The organism is Aureimonas ureilytica DSM 18598 = NBRC 106430, from assembly GCF_000382705.1.
Lineage (GTDB): Bacteria > Pseudomonadota > Alphaproteobacteria > Rhizobiales > Rhizobiaceae > Aureimonas > Aureimonas ureilytica.
Genome location: NZ_ARQE01000001.1, coordinates 36,583 through 55,513 on the forward strand (window position 1 = coordinate 36,583; position 18,931 = coordinate 55,513).

The 18,931-nt window shown below is 68.0% G+C and carries 18 protein-coding genes; 6 read left to right on the forward strand and 12 right to left on the reverse strand.

Annotated features, from left to right (window positions below; genetic code table 11):
• Nucleotides 1–6: 6 nt before the first annotated feature.
• Together B146_RS0100175 and B146_RS0100180 are read right to left on the reverse strand one after the other, a co-directional pair.
• The gene (locus B146_RS0100175) at nt 7–3,450 is read right to left on the reverse strand and encodes a S8 family serine peptidase (RefSeq protein WP_019994381.1); all 3,444 of its coding nucleotides are present in this window, start codon (nt 3,448–3,450) and stop codon (nt 7–9) included.
• 546 nt (nt 3,451–3,996) lie between these two features.
• Nucleotides 3,997–4,317, reverse strand: coding sequence for a hypothetical protein (locus tag B146_RS0100180; protein ID WP_019994382.1), 321 nt, complete (start codon nt 4,315–4,317; stop codon nt 3,997–3,999).
• 731 nt (nt 4,318–5,048) lie between these two features.
• Between B146_RS0100180 and B146_RS30150 the strand changes: the two genes are divergently transcribed.
• Nucleotides 5,049–6,086, forward strand: coding sequence for a methyl-accepting chemotaxis protein (locus B146_RS30150; protein WP_026358195.1), 1,038 nt, complete (start codon nt 5,049–5,051; stop codon nt 6,084–6,086).
• A 133-nt stretch (nt 6,087–6,219) separates the two neighbouring features.
• Here the strand turns inward: B146_RS30150 and B146_RS0100190 are convergent, their stop codons facing one another.
• From B146_RS0100190 to B146_RS0100215, 6 genes are all read right to left on the reverse strand, one after another.
• Complete coding sequence (locus B146_RS0100190) at nt 6,220–6,966, reverse strand: SDR family NAD(P)-dependent oxidoreductase (protein ID WP_019994383.1); 747 nt, start codon at nt 6,964–6,966, stop codon at nt 6,220–6,222.
• A 55-nt stretch (nt 6,967–7,021) separates the two neighbouring features.
• On the reverse strand, nt 7,022–7,456 hold the full coding sequence (locus tag B146_RS0100195) for a MarR family winged helix-turn-helix transcriptional regulator (protein WP_026358196.1): 435 nt from the start codon (nt 7,454–7,456) through the stop codon (nt 7,022–7,024).
• 117 nt (nt 7,457–7,573) lie between these two features.
• Nucleotides 7,574–8,242 (reverse strand): endonuclease III domain-containing protein, encoded by a 669-nt coding sequence (locus B146_RS0100200; protein WP_019994385.1) that lies wholly within the window; start codon nt 8,240–8,242, stop codon nt 7,574–7,576.
• Between the two features lie 271 nt (nt 8,243–8,513).
• Complete coding sequence (locus tag B146_RS0100205) at nt 8,514–9,407, reverse strand: methylated-DNA--[protein]-cysteine S-methyltransferase (RefSeq protein ID WP_019994386.1); 894 nt, start codon at nt 9,405–9,407, stop codon at nt 8,514–8,516.
• Nucleotides 9,408–9,577: 170 nt separating this feature from the next.
• Nucleotides 9,578–11,746 (reverse strand): TonB-dependent siderophore receptor, encoded by a 2,169-nt coding sequence (locus B146_RS0100210; protein WP_019994387.1) that lies wholly within the window; start codon nt 11,744–11,746, stop codon nt 9,578–9,580.
• A gap of 260 nt (nt 11,747–12,006) precedes the next feature.
• Nucleotides 12,007–12,810, reverse strand: coding sequence for an exodeoxyribonuclease III (locus B146_RS0100215; protein WP_019994388.1), 804 nt, complete (start codon nt 12,808–12,810; stop codon nt 12,007–12,009).
• 203 nt (nt 12,811–13,013) lie between these two features.
• On the opposite strand from B146_RS0100215, the gene B146_RS0100220 reads away from it, so the two are divergent.
• The 4 genes from B146_RS0100220 to B146_RS0100235 all read left to right on the forward strand — a co-directional run bounded on the left by B146_RS0100220 (nt 13,014) and on the right by B146_RS0100235 (nt 15,444).
• Nucleotides 13,014–13,895: an alpha/beta fold hydrolase gene (locus B146_RS0100220; protein ID WP_019994389.1), complete on the forward strand. Its 882-nt coding sequence runs from the start codon at nt 13,014–13,016 to the stop codon at nt 13,893–13,895.
• A gap of 76 nt (nt 13,896–13,971) precedes the next feature.
• Nucleotides 13,972–14,286, forward strand: coding sequence for an ArsR/SmtB family transcription factor (locus tag B146_RS0100225; RefSeq protein WP_019994390.1), 315 nt, complete (start codon nt 13,972–13,974; stop codon nt 14,284–14,286).
• On the forward strand, nt 14,283–14,672 hold the full coding sequence (locus B146_RS24540; RefSeq protein WP_019994391.1) for an SRPBCC family protein: 390 nt from the start codon (nt 14,283–14,285) through the stop codon (nt 14,670–14,672). Before B146_RS0100225 ends, B146_RS24540 begins: the two co-directional genes overlap by 4 nt.
• A gap of 148 nt (nt 14,673–14,820) precedes the next feature.
• Nucleotides 14,821–15,444 (forward strand): ATP-dependent Clp protease proteolytic subunit, encoded by a 624-nt coding sequence (locus B146_RS0100235; protein WP_019994392.1) that lies wholly within the window; start codon nt 14,821–14,823, stop codon nt 15,442–15,444.
• 8 nt (nt 15,445–15,452) lie between these two features.
• Here B146_RS0100235 and B146_RS0100240 read toward each other — a convergent pair whose 3' ends face one another.
• The 4 genes from B146_RS0100240 to B146_RS0100255 all read right to left on the reverse strand — a co-directional run bounded on the left by B146_RS0100240 (nt 15,453) and on the right by B146_RS0100255 (nt 17,435).
• Entirely contained in the window at nt 15,453–15,704 is a 252-nt protein-coding gene (locus B146_RS0100240; RefSeq protein WP_019994393.1) for a hypothetical protein, read from the reverse strand.
• 174 nt (nt 15,705–15,878) lie between these two features.
• Entirely contained in the window at nt 15,879–16,535 is a 657-nt protein-coding gene (locus B146_RS0100245; RefSeq protein ID WP_019994394.1) for an outer membrane lipoprotein carrier protein LolA, read from the reverse strand.
• Between the two features lie 247 nt (nt 16,536–16,782).
• The gene (locus B146_RS0100250) at nt 16,783–17,193 is read right to left on the reverse strand and encodes a Cif family virulence factor (RefSeq protein WP_019994395.1); all 411 of its coding nucleotides are present in this window, start codon (nt 17,191–17,193) and stop codon (nt 16,783–16,785) included.
• Between the two features lie 35 nt (nt 17,194–17,228).
• Nucleotides 17,229–17,435 carry a ParD-like family protein gene (locus B146_RS0100255; RefSeq protein WP_019994396.1) on the reverse strand — a complete coding sequence of 69 codons (207 nt, stop codon included), beginning with the start codon at nt 17,433–17,435 and terminating at the stop codon, nt 17,229–17,231.
• Nucleotides 17,436–17,878: 443 nt separating this feature from the next.
• Between B146_RS0100255 and B146_RS0100260 the strand changes: the two genes are divergently transcribed.
• Nucleotides 17,879–18,871 (forward strand): GGDEF domain-containing protein, encoded by a 993-nt coding sequence (locus tag B146_RS0100260; protein WP_019994397.1) that lies wholly within the window; start codon nt 17,879–17,881, stop codon nt 18,869–18,871.
• The last annotated feature ends 60 nt before the right edge of the window (nt 18,872–18,931 follow it).

Consider the following 18,931-nt stretch of genomic DNA (forward strand, 5'->3'; position numbering starts at 1 on the left):
AGGCGCTTACCAGGAGACGCGCAGCGTGCCGGACACGCCCTGGGCCGTCAGGTTCTCCCGGATTTCGGCGTCGTAGGCCGCCGTGAACGACACGTTCTCGCCGCGCGCGACTTCCAGCGACAAGCCGCCGACAAGGGCGCTGCGACCGATGTCCACGCCCGCCACCGGAAAGCCGACGCCCAGAAGCTGCTGCCGGCTCGTCTGCGTGACCTCGATCAGGTCGGCGCGATAGCCGAGACTGGCGGTCGGCCGCACCAGAACGCCGCCCTCGAAGGTGAAGTCGCGCGTCAGCCCCAGGGAGGCGGTGACATGGGCTTCCTCGAAACTGCGCTGGTCGGTCGAGAGGGCGAAGGCCGAGCCCGCCTCGCTCGTGCCGTCGCGGCGAAAGGTGCGATAGCCGGCGCCGAGCGTCGGCAGAACCGTGGTCTCGCCCAGAGCGAAGGCGCGCGAGATGCGCCCTTCCACGAAGCCGCCGACGCCCTTGTCCCGGCTCGTCAGGCCGGACGTGCCACCAAGACCGAGGCCGACCGAGCGCGCCGTGTCGATCTCCCCGTAGGACAGGCCGGCGGAGCCGCCGTAGTCGAACCCGTTCCTGCCGAGCGATCCATAGAGAGCGCCCGAATAGGTCTCCACGTCGGCCGAACCGGCCGCATAGGACTGGACCTCCTCGCGGCCGATGCGGAACGCGCCGCCCACCCGGCCGTCGTCGATGCCCCGTTCGATGCCGAACGTGCCGCCATAGCCTTTCACGCGATAGGCCGACACATCGGAATAGGAGGTGTCGCCAAGGGTCCAGAGGCGCGTCGCCCCGGCCTGCGTTCCGCCATGAAGCGCATCGGTGGTCTGGCGCATGGCGATCTGGTCGGCCAGGCGGCCGACCGAGCGAACCGCCGTCTGTCCCGCATCCACATGCACCCGGCCCGTGGCCTGTTCGAGACCGCGCTGGAGACTCCCGGCGTCGGCAAGATAGAGCGAGGTGAAGAGGCCGGCGGCAGCGGAGGAGGGCCGGACGCCCGCCGCCGGGCGGAGCGACTGGATCGCCTGACCGAGCGAGCGCGCATTGGCGCTCTGCGCCAGCCCGAGCGCGGCGAGATTGGCGTAGTCGGCGGGCGTCGCGACCAGCGAAAGCGTCTGCTGGCCATAGAGCAGGTCGAAGCGCGAGCCCGGCAGAAGGCCGGCGGCAGGCTGCGCCAGTCCGGAGAAGGACCCGGCGATCCGACCGTTCTCAAGCTGCACGAAGGCGAAGGATTGGCCGAGCGTGGGCGTGAACCGGTTGGTGGCGGAGCCGGTGATGCCGCGAAGAACCGGCTGCAGGATGCCGCTGGCGGTGAAGGTCCGGTTCTGCCCGGCGACCGCGATGCGGTCAAAGCCGCCCGCGCCGACCACGGGAGCCGCGCCGTCGATCTCGATCCGGGTCGTGGCCGTGCCGGTCAGCGTGAGATTGCCGTTCACCGTCAGGAGGCCGGGCGAGCGTCCGGGCGAGAGCGTGCCGTCCACCAGGACATTGCCGTTGACGAGGCCGTTGCCCGACAGGCGAGCGTCCTTGAAGACATGCAGGTTGGATGTCGTCAGGCGGCCATCCACCAGAAACTCGCCGCCGGCGACATCGGCACCGCCGCCGAAGCGGGCGTCTCCGAGAAGCTCAAGCGTGCCGCCCCCTTCCTTTCTCAAGGTGCGGTCGCTCTGCACCGGCAGGGTCCAGACCGTGCGCATACCCGGCGTCTGGCCGGTGCCCACGACATAGGGACCCTTGATGGTCGGATCGAGCGTGGTGGGCCCCGAGTTCAACGCGCGATCGAGGCGCAGGAAGCCGCGCCCGTAAATGGCGTCCGTGCCGCGATCCCCGAGATCCTCGGCCGTTTCCAGAAGGATGTTGGTGATCTGGGCCGGCGTATAGGTCGGAAAGGCCTGAATGAGAACCGCCACCGCGCCCGCCACGTGCGGCGTGGCCATGGAGGTTCCCTCCAGCGCCTTGTAGCTGTCGGTCGAAACGGTGGAATAGATGTTGCGCTGCGTCTCGTTGCCGGCGCCGCCGGGCGCGGCGATGCACCATTCGGCCGCCACGCCGCATGTGTTGGAATAGTCGGCGATCTGCTTGTTGGCGTCGGTGGCGACGACCACGAGAATGCGACCGCGCTGGATGCCGTCCTGCGCCTCGGCCTTGGCCAGAGCCGTCGCGTTCATGTCCGAGAAGTCGGCGGTGTCGGACCCCGTATAGATCTGCGCGCCGGACGAGTTCGTCCGCGACGCGTTGCCGGGCGCGATAAAGGGAAACAGGCCGATGCCGGACGGGCTTTCGGCGGCGATGGGCGCACCCTGTCGATCGTTGCCCGCCGCGATCACCAGAATCTGGCCGGCCTTCAGCGAGGCGCGAACGGCGGTCGCTTCGCTGTCCAGCGAGCCGGTGTTCCAGGTCTTGTCGCCCGGGCTCAGACTGGGGCCGAAGGAGCCGTTGATGACGCGAACCCGATCCTCTTCGGGAAGATCCTTGCCGTTCTGGGTCGCGAGATAGGCGATGGCGGCCGTGGGGTCGGAACCGAGACCGCTTATGGCCGCATCGCAGGCATTGGGATCGCGAAGAACGGCCGGCCCGCACGTCGCCAGTTGGGCGGCGTTGTACTGGACGCCCTTGATCGTGAAATTACCGCCTTCGTCGATCTCGTTCTTATAGAGATCGGCCAGATAGGGCAGAGACCCGACGCTGAGCAGCTTGACGCCGGGGGCGATACCCTGCATCCCCGCGCCGTCGGCGGCCGCTCCGATAATGCCCGCCACGTGGGTTCCGTGACCATCGGGGTCCTCGGTCGCGTTGCCCCGCACGAAGCCGGCGCTCACGTCGTCCTGATCGATGGCCTGGCGCGGATCGAACCAGTGCAGCAAGGACATGGAACGGGCGTCGAGCCGTCCGGCGAATTCGGGATGGACGGAGCCGTCCGGCCGACGGTCGATGCCGGTGTCCACCACCGCGACCGTGACGCCCTTGCCCGTCAGGCCGCGTGCCACCGCCACGTCGTCTCCGATGGCGCCGAGACCCCAGTTGCGCTGGAATTCGGTCAGCGTGGCGAGATCGACATTCGGCTGCGCGCCGGGCGGCAGGGCGCGTGAACCTTCGAGGACCGGCCCAGGCGTAGAGGACGCCATGCCGAGCCGTGCGTGGTCGAGGCCGAGCGCGACCGCACGCGTCAGTCCGTCTTCGAGCGCGGGGCGAAGGCGCCTGGCTTCGCTCAGCACGGCCTCGCCGCGAAACGGCGTCAGCCGCGCGTTCTCATAGGCGGTGGCCAAGAGCGAGGCGTCGCCGGAGGCCGCTGCCTTCGACAGGGCTCGTGAGAGTTCGGGCGAGACGACCGCCGCCGCATCCTGCGCGCGGGCCGGAATGGCGGCGGCGGGCGCCAGGGCGGTGGCGGACAAGAGAGCAACCATCAGGCTGCGGGCGGCGATCTGGCGTGACATCGGTTTCCTTGGGAGCGGCAGGACGGGTGAAAGAAAGGGTCTGAATCCGCCGCCATTCGAGCGGCAGGTGAAGGGCAAGAGGGGGCGTCCCGCCGCGCCCCTGTCGGGACAGGCAGCGGCGCATCCCCACTTGCGGAAGCGTGGCGGGCAGCGTTGCTCGATCCGAGCGCAAGGATGCGCCCGGCTCGAATGGGGACTATCGAATTCTCAGGCGGAAAATACGGTTACATTCCCTAGGGGAATTTAGGCTTTTTGCAATCAGAATTCGATTTAAGATCCTATTTATCAATATAAAATCCGAGAATTCGCAATGATTTCCTGAGGAATCATTCGTCTCATCCTCCCGAAAATCCATCGCCATTCGAATGCACCCGCATCAATTCCGGGGCTCCGAATGGAAAGCCCCCAAGACCGGCAGGTGCGAATTGCCGGACTGTCGCTCGGAACGGGTCCGAAACGTCTGGCATGGCCGCTCGCCCTCACCCTTGGCAGGGGCTCCGAAGGGTTGACCGGGCCCGCCGGCCGGCCCGCCGGCGCCCGACGGCTTCAGCGGCTGTAGGTGTAGGTCGCGATCTTGCAGACGTTGATATTGCGTTTCATCAGGACGTCGCCGTCCTCGAACACCGCCTTGAAGTCGTAGCGGCAGCTTCCGCTGCCGTCGTCGATGTCGATATTGAACGTCTCGCCGTCCTCGATCATGTCGGCGCCGAGAATGTCCTCCTCCCAGTCATCCGTGCTGGTGACGGACGCATAGAAATGCGTGAGCGTCTCGCCGGTCTGGTTTTCGATATCGACGCGGCGGTCCGCGGCCCGGGCGCCGACCGAGAGCCCGAGCACCAGCGCCAAGCCGATGGAGAATGTTCGCATTGCCGACCCCCTTCCAAGAAACCTGCCCGCATGTTCGATGGGCGGCGCGGCGTGTCCAGCCGGCCTGAAGCGTCTGGGACGAAGCGATGGCAGTGTGGGACGCTTTCGCGCGCGGGCGTTGGGCCACGACCCTGCGGCCTGCGCCGCCGGACATTCGGGCGCCTGGTTTCGGGAGGCGGCCGGAGCAGGGCGCCGCGCTCCGCGCGCTCCGCGCGAACCCGCTGCCTCACCCGCGCCGGCCGCCCCGCCCTGGTGGCGATCGGCCGGCCGCAGCTTGCGGACGTGGATTGAGCGTCCGGCCCCGAGGAGCAGAGCGGCGCGAGGACGACGGTCATCGGGCATCGGGCACTCGCGGATCATGTCGGCGACGACCCGGATGCCACGATCTCCCGCAAGAAAGGCCCTGCGTGTCGCTGGACCGCCTGAAACGATCGATGTCGATCAGGACGACCGCGACAGAGGTTTTCGAAGATCCGGCCGATTGTTCCTGTCTGCGGCACGGAGCGGAGCGAGTTGTCGAACATCCGGCCCACCGCTTCGTCTCCTCTTGGCGTTCATTACGGACGGAGATGTTCGCAATCTTGTAAAGCTCGTCCGCCTGCGCCTTTCTGGCGCAGCGAATACAGGTCCGTGTTCCGGCTTTTTTAATGGTAGGCACATAATGTTCGGCCTTCGTAGATTTACCATTCAGAGGCAGAATGCGTTCCTTCTGGAAAACCCCGTCGTCCCCCATGGGCGAACTCGAGGATCTTCGTGAATTCACGGATATCCTGAATGAAACGGGTGGTGTCGGCCTCTGGAACTGCACGATGCCATCAGGCGATCCGGGCGATCCGACCAGTTGCTGGCGCTACTCGAACGAGTATCGCCGCATCCATGGCTACCGTGACGAAACGGATTTTCCCAACATCATGGCAAGCCTGGTCGAGGGTTTTCATCCCGACGACGCCGGAAGGGCATTGGGAGCGTTCGGGGAATATCTGAAAGGCCCCGAGGACGGCTCCCGCTTCTCGATCGAGTATCGGGCGCGCCACAAGGCGGGCCATTACATCTGGCTGCTCGTGACCGGCGGATGCAAGCGCAACGCCGAGGGCGTCGCCGTGCGGGCGGCGGGGACGGTGACGGACATCACCCGAATGAAGTCCGGCCAAACGGACATGGAAGCCTTGCTGCGCCATCAGGCGAGCGCCGTCGAGACGGCGACGAGCGCCGTGGTGCAGATGACGAGCAACATTCGACAGAATGCGGACAACGCGTCGAGCACGATGCAGATCGCCGACGCCGCCGCGACGAACGCGCGTCGCGTGAGCGAAGTCGTTCGGCAGGCCGTCGATGCCATCCAGGAGATCACGGACAAGATCCGTGTCGTGCAGGAGATCGCCCGCCAAACCGATCTCCTGGCCCTGAACGCCGCCATCGAAGCGGCGCGGGCGGGCGCGCATGGCAAGGGCTTCGCCGTTGTCGCCTCGGAAGTGCGCAAGCTGGCCGAACGCTCGCAGGACGTGTCGAAGCAGATCGGCGGTCTGTCGATGTCCACGTCGTTGATCTCGCGAGACGCGGGCGCCATGCTCGAAAAGCTCGTTCCCGAAATCCGCAAGACGGCGGAGTTGATCGGAGAGATCACGGCCGCCTGCCGCGAGCAGACGATCGGGGCCGAACAGATCAACGACGCCATGCACAAGCTCGGCAATGGCTACGATCCCGTCACCGCCGGACAGGGGCAAAGCCCTGCCGAAACGGGTCGCCCCAAGCGCTACGCCCGGGCCTGACCGGAGGCTTCGCGCCTTCAAAGCCGCGCAGGACGCCGGAGCCTCCCGCGTCCTGCGCCCCGATCGGGGAAAGACCCGCTCGCGATGGTCTGCCCCTGACGGGTCGCGGCGAAACCCGACCTTCGAGGCTTCGTCACCACCGGACCGGAACGAGCTCGCCTGCGGGCGAGGAAGCGTAGAAGCCGGCCGTCGGGCCGTAGGCATGGGTGGTCGCCAGGGCGACGGCGGGTCGCGCGCCCACCTCCGGCGCGTGGCCGGCGCCGTTGCCGGTCATGTCGGTCGCGGTGAGACCGGGATCGACCGCGTTCACCTTGATCCCCTCGCTCGCCAGTTCCTTGGCGAGCTTGACCGTCAGCATGTTCAGCGCCGTCTTCGAGGCGCAGTAGCCGCCGAGGCCGACCGTCCAGGTCTCGCTGCGCAGGTCGAGCGCGTCGCCGAGGGAGCTGAGGCCGCTGCTCATCATGACGATCCGCGCCCCCTTCGATCGGCGGAGCAAGGGCAGGAAGCGCTGTGTCACCCGCAGGGCGCCGAGGACATTGGTCTCGAACATCCGGCGGATCTCGTCGAGCGGCTCGGCTTCCAGCGAGGGGGACGAGGCGAACATGAGGCCGGCATTGTTGACGAGAACGTCGAGCCGCCCCTCCGCGTCTTCGAGCACCGCCACGGCCGCCGCCACGCTCGCATCCTCGGTGACGTCGAGGAGTACCGATCGCACATCGAGGCCCTCGCCCCGCAACGCCCGCGCGGCCGCCTCGCCGCGCCCGGCATCCCGGCAACCCAGCCAGACCCTGTGGCCCTCTGCTGCGAGCTGACGCGCGATCGCAAGGCCGATGCCTTTGTTGCCGCCGGTGACGAGGGCGATGCGGGGAGCTGTTGTCATGGCTGGTTTCCTGGTTGGGAACGTCGCCATGCCAATACTACGAACTTCGTATAATTCAAACGTCGGAGTTTTCGATCTTTCGGGCGAGGCGAACGAACTCGGCCCGCTCCTCCGTATCGAGCGACACGAGCATGGCCCGGCACGAGGCCTCGTATCCCTTGACATAGGCGGCGACGGCCTCCTCGCCCTTCGCCGTGATCGACAGCGCCACGGTCCGCCGGTTCGCCTCCGACCGCTCGCGCCGGGCCATGTCCCGCCGCACGAGGCGATCGACCGACGAGGACATGGTGGTCAGCGCGACATGGAGATTTCGGGCGGCGTCGCCGAGCGTGCATCCGGAGTGATCGTTCACGAACAACAGCGTCTGGATGTCGAGGGCGGTCAGCGAACGCTCCAGCGCGGTCGCGGCTTCCGCGACCTTGAAGCGGCGGGTGAATCGCTCGAAGGCGAGCGTCAGTTGTTCGACCTGTTCGGCGGTGGGCTCTGTCATGGCCGTTTGAAGCATCTTCCGACGGGCGAGGCTACCGGCGTGCCACGTCTTCGGCCGAAGTGAAGGCGCTGGCCCGGCCGGATGCGCCGTTCACGAGGGCCTCCCCGCGGCCCTTCCTCAGGGCGCGGCGGGTGCCGGCCCGCCGCCGGTGGCGGAGAAATATCGGCAGAGATCGTTGAGGAAGCAGGTCTCGCAGCGCGGGCGGCGGGCGAGGCACACGCTCTTGCCGAACTGGATCAGCCAGAAATGCCCGTCGCGGCGCGCCCAGTCCGGCGTGTCGCGCTCCAGCGCGGCGGCGGTCTTGTCGGCGGTCTTCTCGGCCGTGAGGCCGGTGCGGTTGCAAACGCGGAAGACATGCGTGTCGACGGCGATCACGTCCTCGTCGAAGGTGAAGCTCATGACGATGTCGGCGCATTTGCGCCCGATGCCGGGCAGGCTCATCAGGCCTTCGCGCGTCTGCGGCACGATACGGTCGTGCTCCTCGATCAAGGCGTGGCACAGGCGCCGGATGCTGCGCGCCTTCATGTTGTAGAGGCCGCAGGGCTTGATGGCGCGGGCGATCTCGGCCTCGTCCAGCGCCAGCATCGCGTCGGGGGTCGTGGCGAGCGCGAAGAGCCCGCGCACGGCGGCGGCGGTGTTGACGTCCCGGCTCTGCGCCGACAGGAGGCAGGAGACCACCGAGCGGAACGGATCGGGCTGGTCCTTCGGACCCTTGGCCGATGGCGTGCGGCCGGGCATGTGCGCGGCGAGCCGGCGAAAGGCCTCCTCGCGCTCAGGCGCGCTCAAGGGGACGGGATCGACTGAAGGGGCGAGGTCGGCGGCCGGCGCATCCGCCGGGCGAGTGGCCGCGCGGGCGCCCGCACCGGCCGCGCGTCTCGGGGTGCGGGGCGGTGCGCCCTTCGCTCTTGCCGCCGCGCCTCGCGCCTCGCCCGCCGCCTTCGCCATCGCGTCCGCCTCCCGATCACGAGGGGAGGACGTGGAGCCGGCCAAAGAGTTCCGGCCCGCGACGATCCGGCGGGGGCGGGCCGGCCAGGGTGGGCCGGTTGGGACGGGCCGATCAGCCGCTCTTCAGGCCGAATTCCCAGCCGAGCATGGCGCGCTTGCGGGTGAGGCCCCAGTGATAGCCGGTGAGCGCGCCGGACTTGCCGACGACGCGGTGGCAAGGCACCACGAAGCTGAGCGGGTTGCGCCCGACCGCCGCACCGACGGCGCGCGAGGCCGTGGGCTGGCCGATGTCGCGGGCCACCGTCGAATAGGTCTCGGCCGCCCCCAGCGGGATGTCGAGCAGCCGCTGCCAGACCCGCACCTCGAAATCCGTGCCGATCAGGACGATGCGCAGGGGCTGGTCGGCGCACCAGCGCTCCGGCGAGAAGACGCGCGCCACATGCGCCGCCGCGCCCTCGTCGTCGCGCTCGGCGCGGGCGCGCGGCCAGCGCCCGAGCATGTCGGCGAGCGCATGATCGTCGCCGCCCCGATCCTCGTCGCTGAAGGCGAGCCCCGCGAGCCCGCGCTCGGTCCAGGTGGCGAGCGTGCGGCCGAAGGGGCCGTGCGCGAACCCGTAGAGCAGGGTCATGCCCTCGCCCTTGCTCTTGTGCGTGCCCGGGCTCACCGCCTCGTGCTTGACGAAGAGATCGTGCAGCCGCGAAGGGCCGCTGAGCCCCACCTCGATCGAGGCGTCGAGAAGCGGCAGGCCCTCGGCGAGAAGGCGGCGGGCGTGATCCAGCGTCACCGCCTGCAGAAAGGCCTTGGGGCTGAGCCCCGCCCAGCGCGCGAGCGCCGCTTCCAGTTCGCCGACGCTCGCGCCGACGCCCTCGGCGACCTCGGCCAGACTCGGCTGGACCTGATACTCCCGCGAGATGAACTCGATCGTCCGGCGCACCAGCGGATAATCGGCGGGCGGGGCCAGTTCCCGGAAGGTCGTATCGCCGGGAATGCGGGCAAGAGCGGTCATGGCGCGGGTTCCTTGGTCTCGCACGACCATGCCCCTGCCGCCCGCGCACCGCCACCCGTTTTCCCGCCCTATGCGTCACCCTGGCCTTGGAAAAAGACGAAGGCGCCGGGGGATCGTCCCGACGCCTTCGCACCCCGCCCGGCTGGAGAGACCCCGGGCGGTTGGGCGTGTCAGAACCGGTAGCGCACCGAGCCGATGACGTTGCGCTCGGGCTCCTTGTAGCAGAAGCCCGAGGAGCAGATCTGCGTGTCCTCGTCGAAGAGGTTGGTGGCGTTCACCTGGAAGCGCAGGCCCTCGACGCTGGGCACATCGTAATGAGCCGTGGCGTCGATGAAGACGCGCGCGTCGTTCTCGAAGCTGTTGGCGTCGTCGCCGAAGCTCTTCGACAGGTATCGAAGCCCGGCCCCGAAGCCGAGCCCCTCCAGCGCGCCCGTCTGGACGGTGTAGTCGCCCCAGAGCGAGACGGTGTGGCGCGGCGTGGAGGAGAGCGTGTTGCCGGTGGTGGTCTGCGTCCCCTCGACGATCTCGACATCGGTATAGGCGTAGGCGAGCGTGACGTTCAGGCCGTCGAGAAGCGTCGCCGTGCCCTCTAGTTCGACGCCGCGCGAGCGCAGCTTGCCGCGCTGCACCTGCTCGTTGGTGCCGGTCAGAGGGTTGACGTCGAAGAAGACGCCGTTCCGCTGGTCGATGCTGAACACGGCGGCGGTGAGAAGCGTGCTCCAGCCGGGAAGGGCGTATTTGACGCCCGCCTCGGCCTGCTCGGCCTCGGTCGGCACGAAGGCCGCGCCCGTGCGGCTCGTTCCGATATTGGGCGTGAAGGCGGTGGAATAGCTGACATAGGGCGCAATGCCGCTGTCGAAGAGATAGGACAGGCCGGCGCGGCCGGACCATTGGGCGTCGCGCTGTTCGGGCGCATCGGTGAGCGCGCCCGGCGCGCCGGAGGCCGTATCGGTCCACACCCAGTCGTGCCGGCCGCCGAGCGTCAGCGTCAGGCGGTCATAGGCGATCTCGTCCTGAAGGTAGAGGCCGAGCTGGGCCTGTTCCTGATCGGCGGCGACGGAATAGGCGGGCGTGGCGATGGGGCTCGCATAGACCGGCGCGGAGAAGCGCAGGGTGGAGGCCGAGCCGTAGCCCTCCAGATTGGTATAGAGCGCGTAGGACGCGTCGACGCCGCCGAGCAGCGTGTGCTTCAGCGGTCCCGTCTCGGCTTCCACCTGAAGCTGCGTGTCGGAGACCGCGCCCTTCAGCGTCTGCTTCACATTGCCCGAGCCGCGCGGCACCAGTCCGTTGACCGGGCCGCCGATCGCATAGGCATATTCGCCATAGACATCGAGCGCCTGATAGCGCGCCTTCTGGCGGAAGGTGACGCCATCCCCGAGCTTCTGCTCCAGCTCGAAGCCGATGCGCCCCTGCGTCTGGTCGAGATCGTTGAAGGACGGATCGCCCGCCGCGACGTCGGTCACGCGGTTGTTCTCGTTGACATAGGCGAAGGTGCCGCCCGAGCGGGAGCGTTGCAATTCGCCCAGAATCGTCAGCGACGTGTCGCCGTCCGGCGCGAAGGTGATGGCCGGCGCGACGCTCAGCCGATCGTCGGAGGCGAAGGGATAGTCGGTGTCGCCGTCGCGTCCGACGGCGGTCAGGCGATAGAAGACGCCCTGCGACGACCCGAGCGGGCCGGAGGCATCGCCGTTCAGCTGGATGCGGCTGTTGGACCCGACCTGCGCCTCGATTTCGCGCGCGGCAGCCATGGTCGGCCGCTTGGAGCGCAGGTCCACGATGCCGCCGGCATTGGACGAGCCGTAAAGGCCGGCCGCCGGCCCTTTCAGGATGGTCAGACCTTCCAGCCCGTAGGGCTCGATGTCGAAGGTCGAGAAGCCGTTGTTGAACTCTCGCAACCCGTCGCGGAAGAGGCCCGTGTAGGTGGCGGGCAGGCCACGGATGAAGAAGGCGTCGAAGCGCGGGTCCAGCCCGTAGGCGCCGATGCGAACGCCCGGCGTGTAGCCCACCGCCTCCTGCAGCGTCTGCGGATTGCGGTCTTCCAGCTGCTCCTCGGTCACGACGGACACCGACTGGGGCACGCGCACGAGCGGCGTGTCGGTCTTGGTGGCCGCGCGCGTCGTCCGGGCGACATAGCCTTCCGTCTGGAAGCCGCTGGCCGAAGCGCCGGCGACGCCGCCGCCTTGCGCCGTCAGCCCCTCGCCCGCTGCGCCCGAACCCTCCACGGTCACCGTGTCGAGCACGACCGTCTCCTGCGCGCCGGCCGGCCCGGCCAGAAGCGAAAGCGTCAGCGCGCTGGCGGTGGCGGCGAACCGAAGACGGGAACGGAGGGTCGAACGCATGGAGACGGGCCTGAACTGTGTCGGCACCCCTCGCGCCGATCGTCCGGTCCTTGCTAAATAAACTTGATTACATGAGTCAACTTATTGCCCGGACGGGCCTCTGCCTGTGAACAAGCGCCGCAAAGCCCTTCGCAGCGGGAAAACGGGACGTGTCCTCGCGCCGGTCGCCGCCGGCGGAAAAGGCCGCCGGCTTGCGGCTTTGCGGGCAGAGATGCAGCGCGGCCACAGGTTCTGGAGCGATTCCAGAGAGTTGGGGACCGTCAGCCCTCCAGCCGGACGATCACCGGCACATGGTCGGACGGGCGGTCCCAGCCGCGCGCCTCGCGCAACACGCGCACGTCGCGCACCATGGCCGGAAGCGTGTCCGAGCCCCAGACATGGTCGAGGCGGCGGCCCTTGTCGGCCCCGTCCCAATCCTTGGCGCGGTAGCTCCACCACGTGTAGAGCTTCTGCGGCACGGGGATGTGATGGCGCACGAGATCGCGCCAGTTGCCCTCATTCAGGATGCGGATCAGCCCCTCCGTCTCGATCGGCGTGTGCGAGACGACCTTCAGGAGCTGCTTGTGGCTCCAGACGTCCTCCTCGTAGGGCGCGATGTTGAGATCGCCGACGAGGATGGAGGCGACGCCGGGCTCGGCGTCGGCGCGCATCAGGCGCATCTCCTCCAGGAAGTCGAGCTTGTGGCGGAACTTCGGATTGATCTCCGGGTCCGGTTCGTCGCCGCCGGCCGGAACGTAGAGATTGTGGATGCGCAGGGGCGTGCCCAGCGCCTCCACCCGCACCGACAGGTGGCGCGCGTCGCCGATCGCGCAGAAATCCTGGCGCAGGATGTCGTGGAAGGGCAGGCGCGAGATCGTCGCCACGCCATGGTAGCCCTTCTGCCCGTGCAGGGCGACGTGCTCGTAGCCGAGGGCGCGGAACGCCTCTTCCGGGAAGAGCTCGTTCGGGCACTTGGTTTCCTGCAGGCACAGGACATCGGGCGCTTCCCGGCGCAGGAACTCCTCCACGATCGGCAGGCGCAGGCGCACCGAATTGATGTTCCAGGTGGCGATGGTGAAGGACATGGGCAGCTTTCGCAGGGTCGGCGGGCTGGGAAGGGCTCGCGAGCGACACGAAAGCCCCTGACGGGACGCGCTCCGAGCGGGTCCCCTCGGCTCTAAGCGATGCGCCCTCGCCTCGCAAGGCAACGGATCGGCGCTCCCATGCGTTGACGCCGCGCGACGGGGCCGGCACTCGGCCGGGCGGGTTGCGAGGGGAGCGGCAGGTCATGTTCGAGGGCTTCGAGACGCGCGAGATCGCCGGCGAGGGCGCGACGCTCTTCTGCCGCATCAAGGGATCGGGCGCGCCGCTTCTGCTGCTCCACGGCTATCCGCAGACCGGCGCCATGTGGGGGCCGGTCGCCGAACAGCTGGCCGAGCATTTCACCACGATCGTCCCGGATCTGCGCGGCTACGGCCGCTCCAGCGCGCCGGAATCCTCGGGCGGCGAGAACTATTCCAAGCGCCACATGGCGCGCGACATGATCGCCCTGATGCGGGCGCTCGGCCATGAACGCTTCTCGCTCGCCGGCCACGACCGGGGCGGGCGCGTCGCCTATCGCCTGGCGCTCGACCATCCCGAACGCGTCGAAAAACTGGCGCTTCTCGACATCCTGCCGACCGTCGAGATGTGGGAGCGGGTGGACGCCGGGCGGATGCTCTCCTCCTACCATTGGGCCTTTCTGGCGCAGCCCAACCCCATGCCCGAGCGGCTGATCGCGAGCGATCCGGTCTTCTATCTCGACCACACGCTGGCGAGCTGGACGCGGGACAAGTCGACCGCCGCCTTCGCGCCGGAAGCGCTCGCCGAATATCGCAAGGGCTTTTCGCGCCCCGGCGGCGCGCACGGCCCCTGCGAGGACTATCGCGCCGGGGCGACCATCGACCCGGCCGACGACGAAGCCGACCGGCAGGCCGGGCGGCGCATCACCTGCCCGACGCTGGTTCTCTGGGGCACGGACGGCACGCCGGCGCGAAGCGGCGACCCGCTCGCCATCTGGCGCGACTGGGCCGACGCGGTCGAGGGACAGGCGATCGAAGCGGGGCATTTCCTCGTGGAGGAAGCCTCGCAGCCGGTGCTCGACGCGCTGATGGCCTTTCTTCGAAAGTAGGCTCCCCCTCCCCTTCGCCGCTGGAAGCGCGAAATCCGCGCTTGCCAATCGTATAAGTCGATGCTTATGTATCGACATGAGCGAGGACGATATCTTCAAGGCCCTTTCGGACCCGACGCGGCGCGCGATCTTCGAGAAGCTCGCGGGTGGACGGCTGAACGCCAGCGCCCTGCGCGAGGGCATGGCGATCAGCCAGCCCGCCATGTCGCAGCATCTCTCGGTGCTGCGCGGCGCGGGTCTGGTGCGCGAGGAGCGGCAGGGGCGCTTCGTCCATTACGAGGTGGACCCGGCGGGGCTCGGCTGCGTGGCGTCCTGGCTCGCGAAATACCGCGCCTTCTGGCCGGCGCGCGTCGACGATCTCAACGCGCTTCTGAAGGAGATGGACCAATGAGCGACGGGCGGGACGGTGCGGCACCGCGGGGTGAGACACAGGAGGACGAGCCGCACGAGGGCGGGGGGGCGCTGGACCTCACCTACGATCTCGACGCGCCGCCCGCGAAGGTCTGGCGGGCGCTCAGCATCCCCGCCTTTCGCGAGCGCTGGCTGCCGGATGTCGCCGATCCCGAGCCGGACGCCGGCTCCGTGGTGCCGGGCGAGGCGCTGCGCTACCGGCTGCGCGAGAGCGAGCCGCCCTTCGAGACCAGCGCCGTCACCTTCCGCATCAGCCCCAACGAGACCGGCGGCACGCGCCTTCGCATTCTCCACGAGCGCGGCAAGGCGGCGCCTCCCCTGATGGCGGCGAACACCAACCAAGCGGCCCGCGCCCGCGTGGCCTGACGCCTTCCCGTCGGGCTCCGTCGCTTCGGCGCCCGCCAAGGCCATTTCGAGAATGGAAGCCTGCTGGCCGATCCGGTTTCCGCCGGACGGGTTCTCCACGCCTGGCTCTTCCCCGCTTCCCCCAATCCAGATCCAAAGGAATTCGCCCATGCGCGAAGCGATGCAACTCGTCCCCATGGTGGTCGAGCAATCCAACCGGGGCGAGCGCGCCTTCGACATTTTCTCGCGCCTCCTGCGCGAGCGCGTCATCTTCCTCAATGGCGAGGTGAACGATCAGGTCTCGGCGCTGGTCTGCGCGCAGCTTCTGCTTCTGGAGGCGGAAAACCCGAAGAAACCGATCCATCTCTACATCAACTCGCCGGGCGGCGTGGTGACGAGCGGGCTCGCCATGTACGACACGATGCAGTTCATCGAGGCACCGGTTCACACGCTCTGCATGGGCACGGCGCGCTCCATGGGCTCCTTCCTCCTGATGGCGGGCGAGGCGGGCGAGCGCTGCGCCCTGCCCAACAGCTCGATCCATGTCCACCAGCCGCTCGGCGGCTTCCAGGGACAGGCCTCCGACATCCTGATCCACGCCGAGGAAACGCGGAAGGTGAAGCATCGCATGACGCGGCTCTATGCCGAGCATTGCGGCCGCACTTACGAGGAGGTGGAGCGCAAGCTCGACCGCGACTGCTTCCTATCGGCCGAGGAAGCGCTCGAATGGGGCTTGATCGACCGGATCGTGGATAAGCGCGTGGCCACGACGCGCGCCGCGGGTTCGGCCTGACGCAGCGCCTACCAGACGCGCCCGTAGCCCCCGCCCGGCACGACGCCGCCCACATAGAACGGGTCGTCGTAGAGACGCGCACGCCGATCGACCTGCCGTGCGAGGTCGATGCGCTGGAGGCAGGCGGCAAATGCGTCCGTGCCGCGCCGGAAGCCATAGTCGGCGCAGCGCGCCTCGTCGGCCGCGCGCCGCGTTTCGGGCGTCACGGTGGTGCAGCCGGCCACCAGAAGCACAGGCAGAACAAGCAGGATCGGACGCATCGTGACGGACTCCTCGGCGAGGCCTCGGCGTCCCCTCCGTGGGAGGACGCCTCGCTCTTCCCAAAGCTCGACGACGGGTCCGAGGTTCCCGGCCCCCGAACGGCGCCGGCAACGCGCGGAGCGCCGCGCCCTTCCCCTCGTTGTTGGCGCGCGTTGTCGGCGCCCAGGCGCGCCTTAGCGCTTGCCGCCGGTCTGGCCGGTGGCGATCTGCGAATAGGGGATGGTGAAGAGATCGTCCTTCACCGATGCGCCGTCCTGGACATTGTAGACCATGACGGTGGTGTCCTTGCCCTGCGCGTCGCGGATCGTCCATTGGCGCAGGTCGTAGGTCGTCGGGTCGAACATCATGGTAATGCGCGACGTGCCGAAGACCGACTTGTCGCCCATCACGATCGTGGTGAGGTCCGCCCCTTCCTTCACGCTCTGGATATTGGCGGCCGACAGGTCGATGCGCTGGTCGAGCAGGAGCTTCAGCGGCGTCTTGGACAGGGGATAGAGGTCCCAGGTGTTGAGCTTGCGGTTGTTCACCGCGACCTGGGAGCCGTCCGAGATGACGCGCACGGGCGAGCCGGAATAGTCGAAGCGGATCTTGCCGGGGCGCTCCAGATAGAACGTGCCCTCGGTCTGATTGCCGGCCGCGTCGAACTGGACGAACTGGCCCTTCATGGAGCGCACGCCCGAGAAATGGTCGGCGACGCGCTGGGCCGTGGCCGTCGCATTGGCCGCCTGCGCGAAGGCCGGGCCGGCGGTCAAGGCGGGGCCGAGCGCGGCGCCGAGAAGCAGCGTGGCGGTCAGTCCGGCCTTGGCGATCCGGGAAAAGCTCGTCGTCATGTCCGTTTCCTTGTTCGTCTCGTCGCGCGCCGCGCCGGGGACGGCCCCTCCCCGTGGCGCTTCGCCTCTCTCGTTCCTTCGCGTCCCGTCTAGCCCATCGCTCTGGCGGCAATGCGGCACGGGCGCTTCGGTGTCCTGGTTTCGAAATGGCGTGGAACAGGCCCGATGCCAAGGCCGGATCGGACGGTTGATGAACCGCCCGGCGACATGAGAGCGTTTCTCAGAGGGTCACATGCGATGCCTGCCGTTAAAGCTGCGCGCCCAACGCGGCCCAGGCGGCCATTTCGCCGTCGGCGATCGTCAGCGAGACGCGCCAGCGCTCATCGCGGCGCAGGATGTAGACATGCTCCCATTGCGCGATCAACGTGTCCGCCTCGCCGAGCATCCGGTAGGCCATGCGCGCCTCGGCGACATCCGGGAAGAGCTCGGAGGCCGACAGCAATTCGCCCGAGGGTCGCACCACGCCTTGCCGGCGATAGAAGTCCATCAGCGTGACGCAATGGTCGCGAAACGCCTCGCGCGGCATCGCGAAATTGCCGCCGGGCGAGGGAAACAGGCCGACCGGCTCCCAAAGCTCGCTCAGCGCCTCGGCGTCGCCCCGCGCGAACGCGTCCACGTAGTCGGCGAAGAAGGCCGCGATTTCGTCCTGAAAGCTCATGACCGTCCGGCCCCGCGTGCGCTCGATGCCATTCGTCAGGCCGCCGTGGCGGACGGATGGGCGGCCTCCGCCGCCTCCATCTGCGCCTTGACGATCTCGTTGAAGGCCAAGGTGGGATTGGCCTCGGCGAGCATCCCCATCTTCATCCAGAACTCGGCCTGCGCGTTGATCGAGCGGCACATGACCGCGCTCGCCCGCCGGACCTGTTCGTGCAGATCGTCATCGATTTTCACGAGACCCATATTGCCTCCCATCCTATATGAATCGTTTATGATCCATATATAGGCGCGTCAAGCGTGGCCTGAGGCCGCGTTGCAGTTGTCAGCGGTCGCGGGCACCCCGCGCGAATGCCGGGGAGATCGAAGCCGTTGACCGAGGCAACCGTCCCGTTCCGCTGCGACCATCGCCTCCCTGACAGGACACGCCTCCGGTCTTCGTTCGGATAAAGGCAACCATCGCCCGCGCTCGGGCTTGCCCGAAGCTTTCCGGCCCAATTCGTTAGCCAGGACATTAACCGCGCGCGTCTATACCTTGGTCGGGTTGATCGGAGGGGCGGATGTTCGTCGGCTTACAGAGGGTCGGTGATTGGCTTCTGCGACTCGGGAGGGAAGAGGATTCGTTTCTCCGCTCCGCGCTTGTTCGAACCCTTGTCGACGATACGTGGCTTGCCCTTTCGACGATCGCATTGACCCAGATCGGTTGGGCGATGGTGATCGCGACGACCGGCAATTTCCTTTTCCTGCTTTTCATGCCCATCGATCTCGCGCTCTGGGTGGGACGCCGACGCCTCAGGCACCGCATCGTCCTTCCGCGTTCGGCGGAAATCGAAACCGCGGGTGCAACGCTTGCCCTTCTCAATGTCGGCTGGTCGGTTCTGGTCGCCACGCAGGTCATCCTTCTCCTGCAGGCCGGCAACCTTCGCGCGCTCGTTCTGGGCATGATGTTGTCGGTCGGGGAGCGGAGCTATACGAGCACGCTTTACGCCGGGTTCCCTCGGCTGACCCGCGCTTGCGCCGCCATTTCCACGCTGGCGCAGATGATCGGCTTGTGGTTGGCGTTCAACCCGCAACTCGTGCCCATGGTGCCGATGGCCGTGGCGCTCAGCCTGGCGTTCCTGCTCCTGGGGCGCCGCGCGCACGCGACTCTTCTGGAGGCCGTCAAGGCGCGGCAGATCGCCCACCGTCAATCGCGTCTGGACCCGCTCACCGGCCTCGGAAACAGGCTGGCCAAGCTGGAACGCCTCGAGGCCATCTGCGAAGCGGCCGGCGCGGGCGAGCGGTTCGGCAGCCTCCTTTATATCGATCTCGATGGGTTCAAGCTCGTGAACGACCGGTTCGGCCATGCCGTCGGCGATCGGGTGCTGGTGGAGGTCGGACGCAGACTGTCGGCCTGTCTGCGAAAGCACGACATCGCCTGCCGAACGGGGGGAGACGAGTTCGCCGTTCTGGTGACGGCGATGGACGAATTCTCCCTGCGGCACCTCGCCTCGACCATCGTGTCCTCGGTTCAGGAGCCGATCGCGATCACCGAGCAAACCAGCGTCAATGTCGGCGCGAGCGTCGGCATCGCCACCACGTCGCCCGAGACGACCTCTCCGGCCTGTCTGATGGAAACGGCCGACGCCGCCCTCTACGACGCCAAACGAAGCGGCAAAGGACGCTTCGTCATCGCCTCGTGACGCCGATCGGACGTCCGGCCTCGGTGGCGAGCGGCCGGACCGGCATAGGCGCGCAGTTCG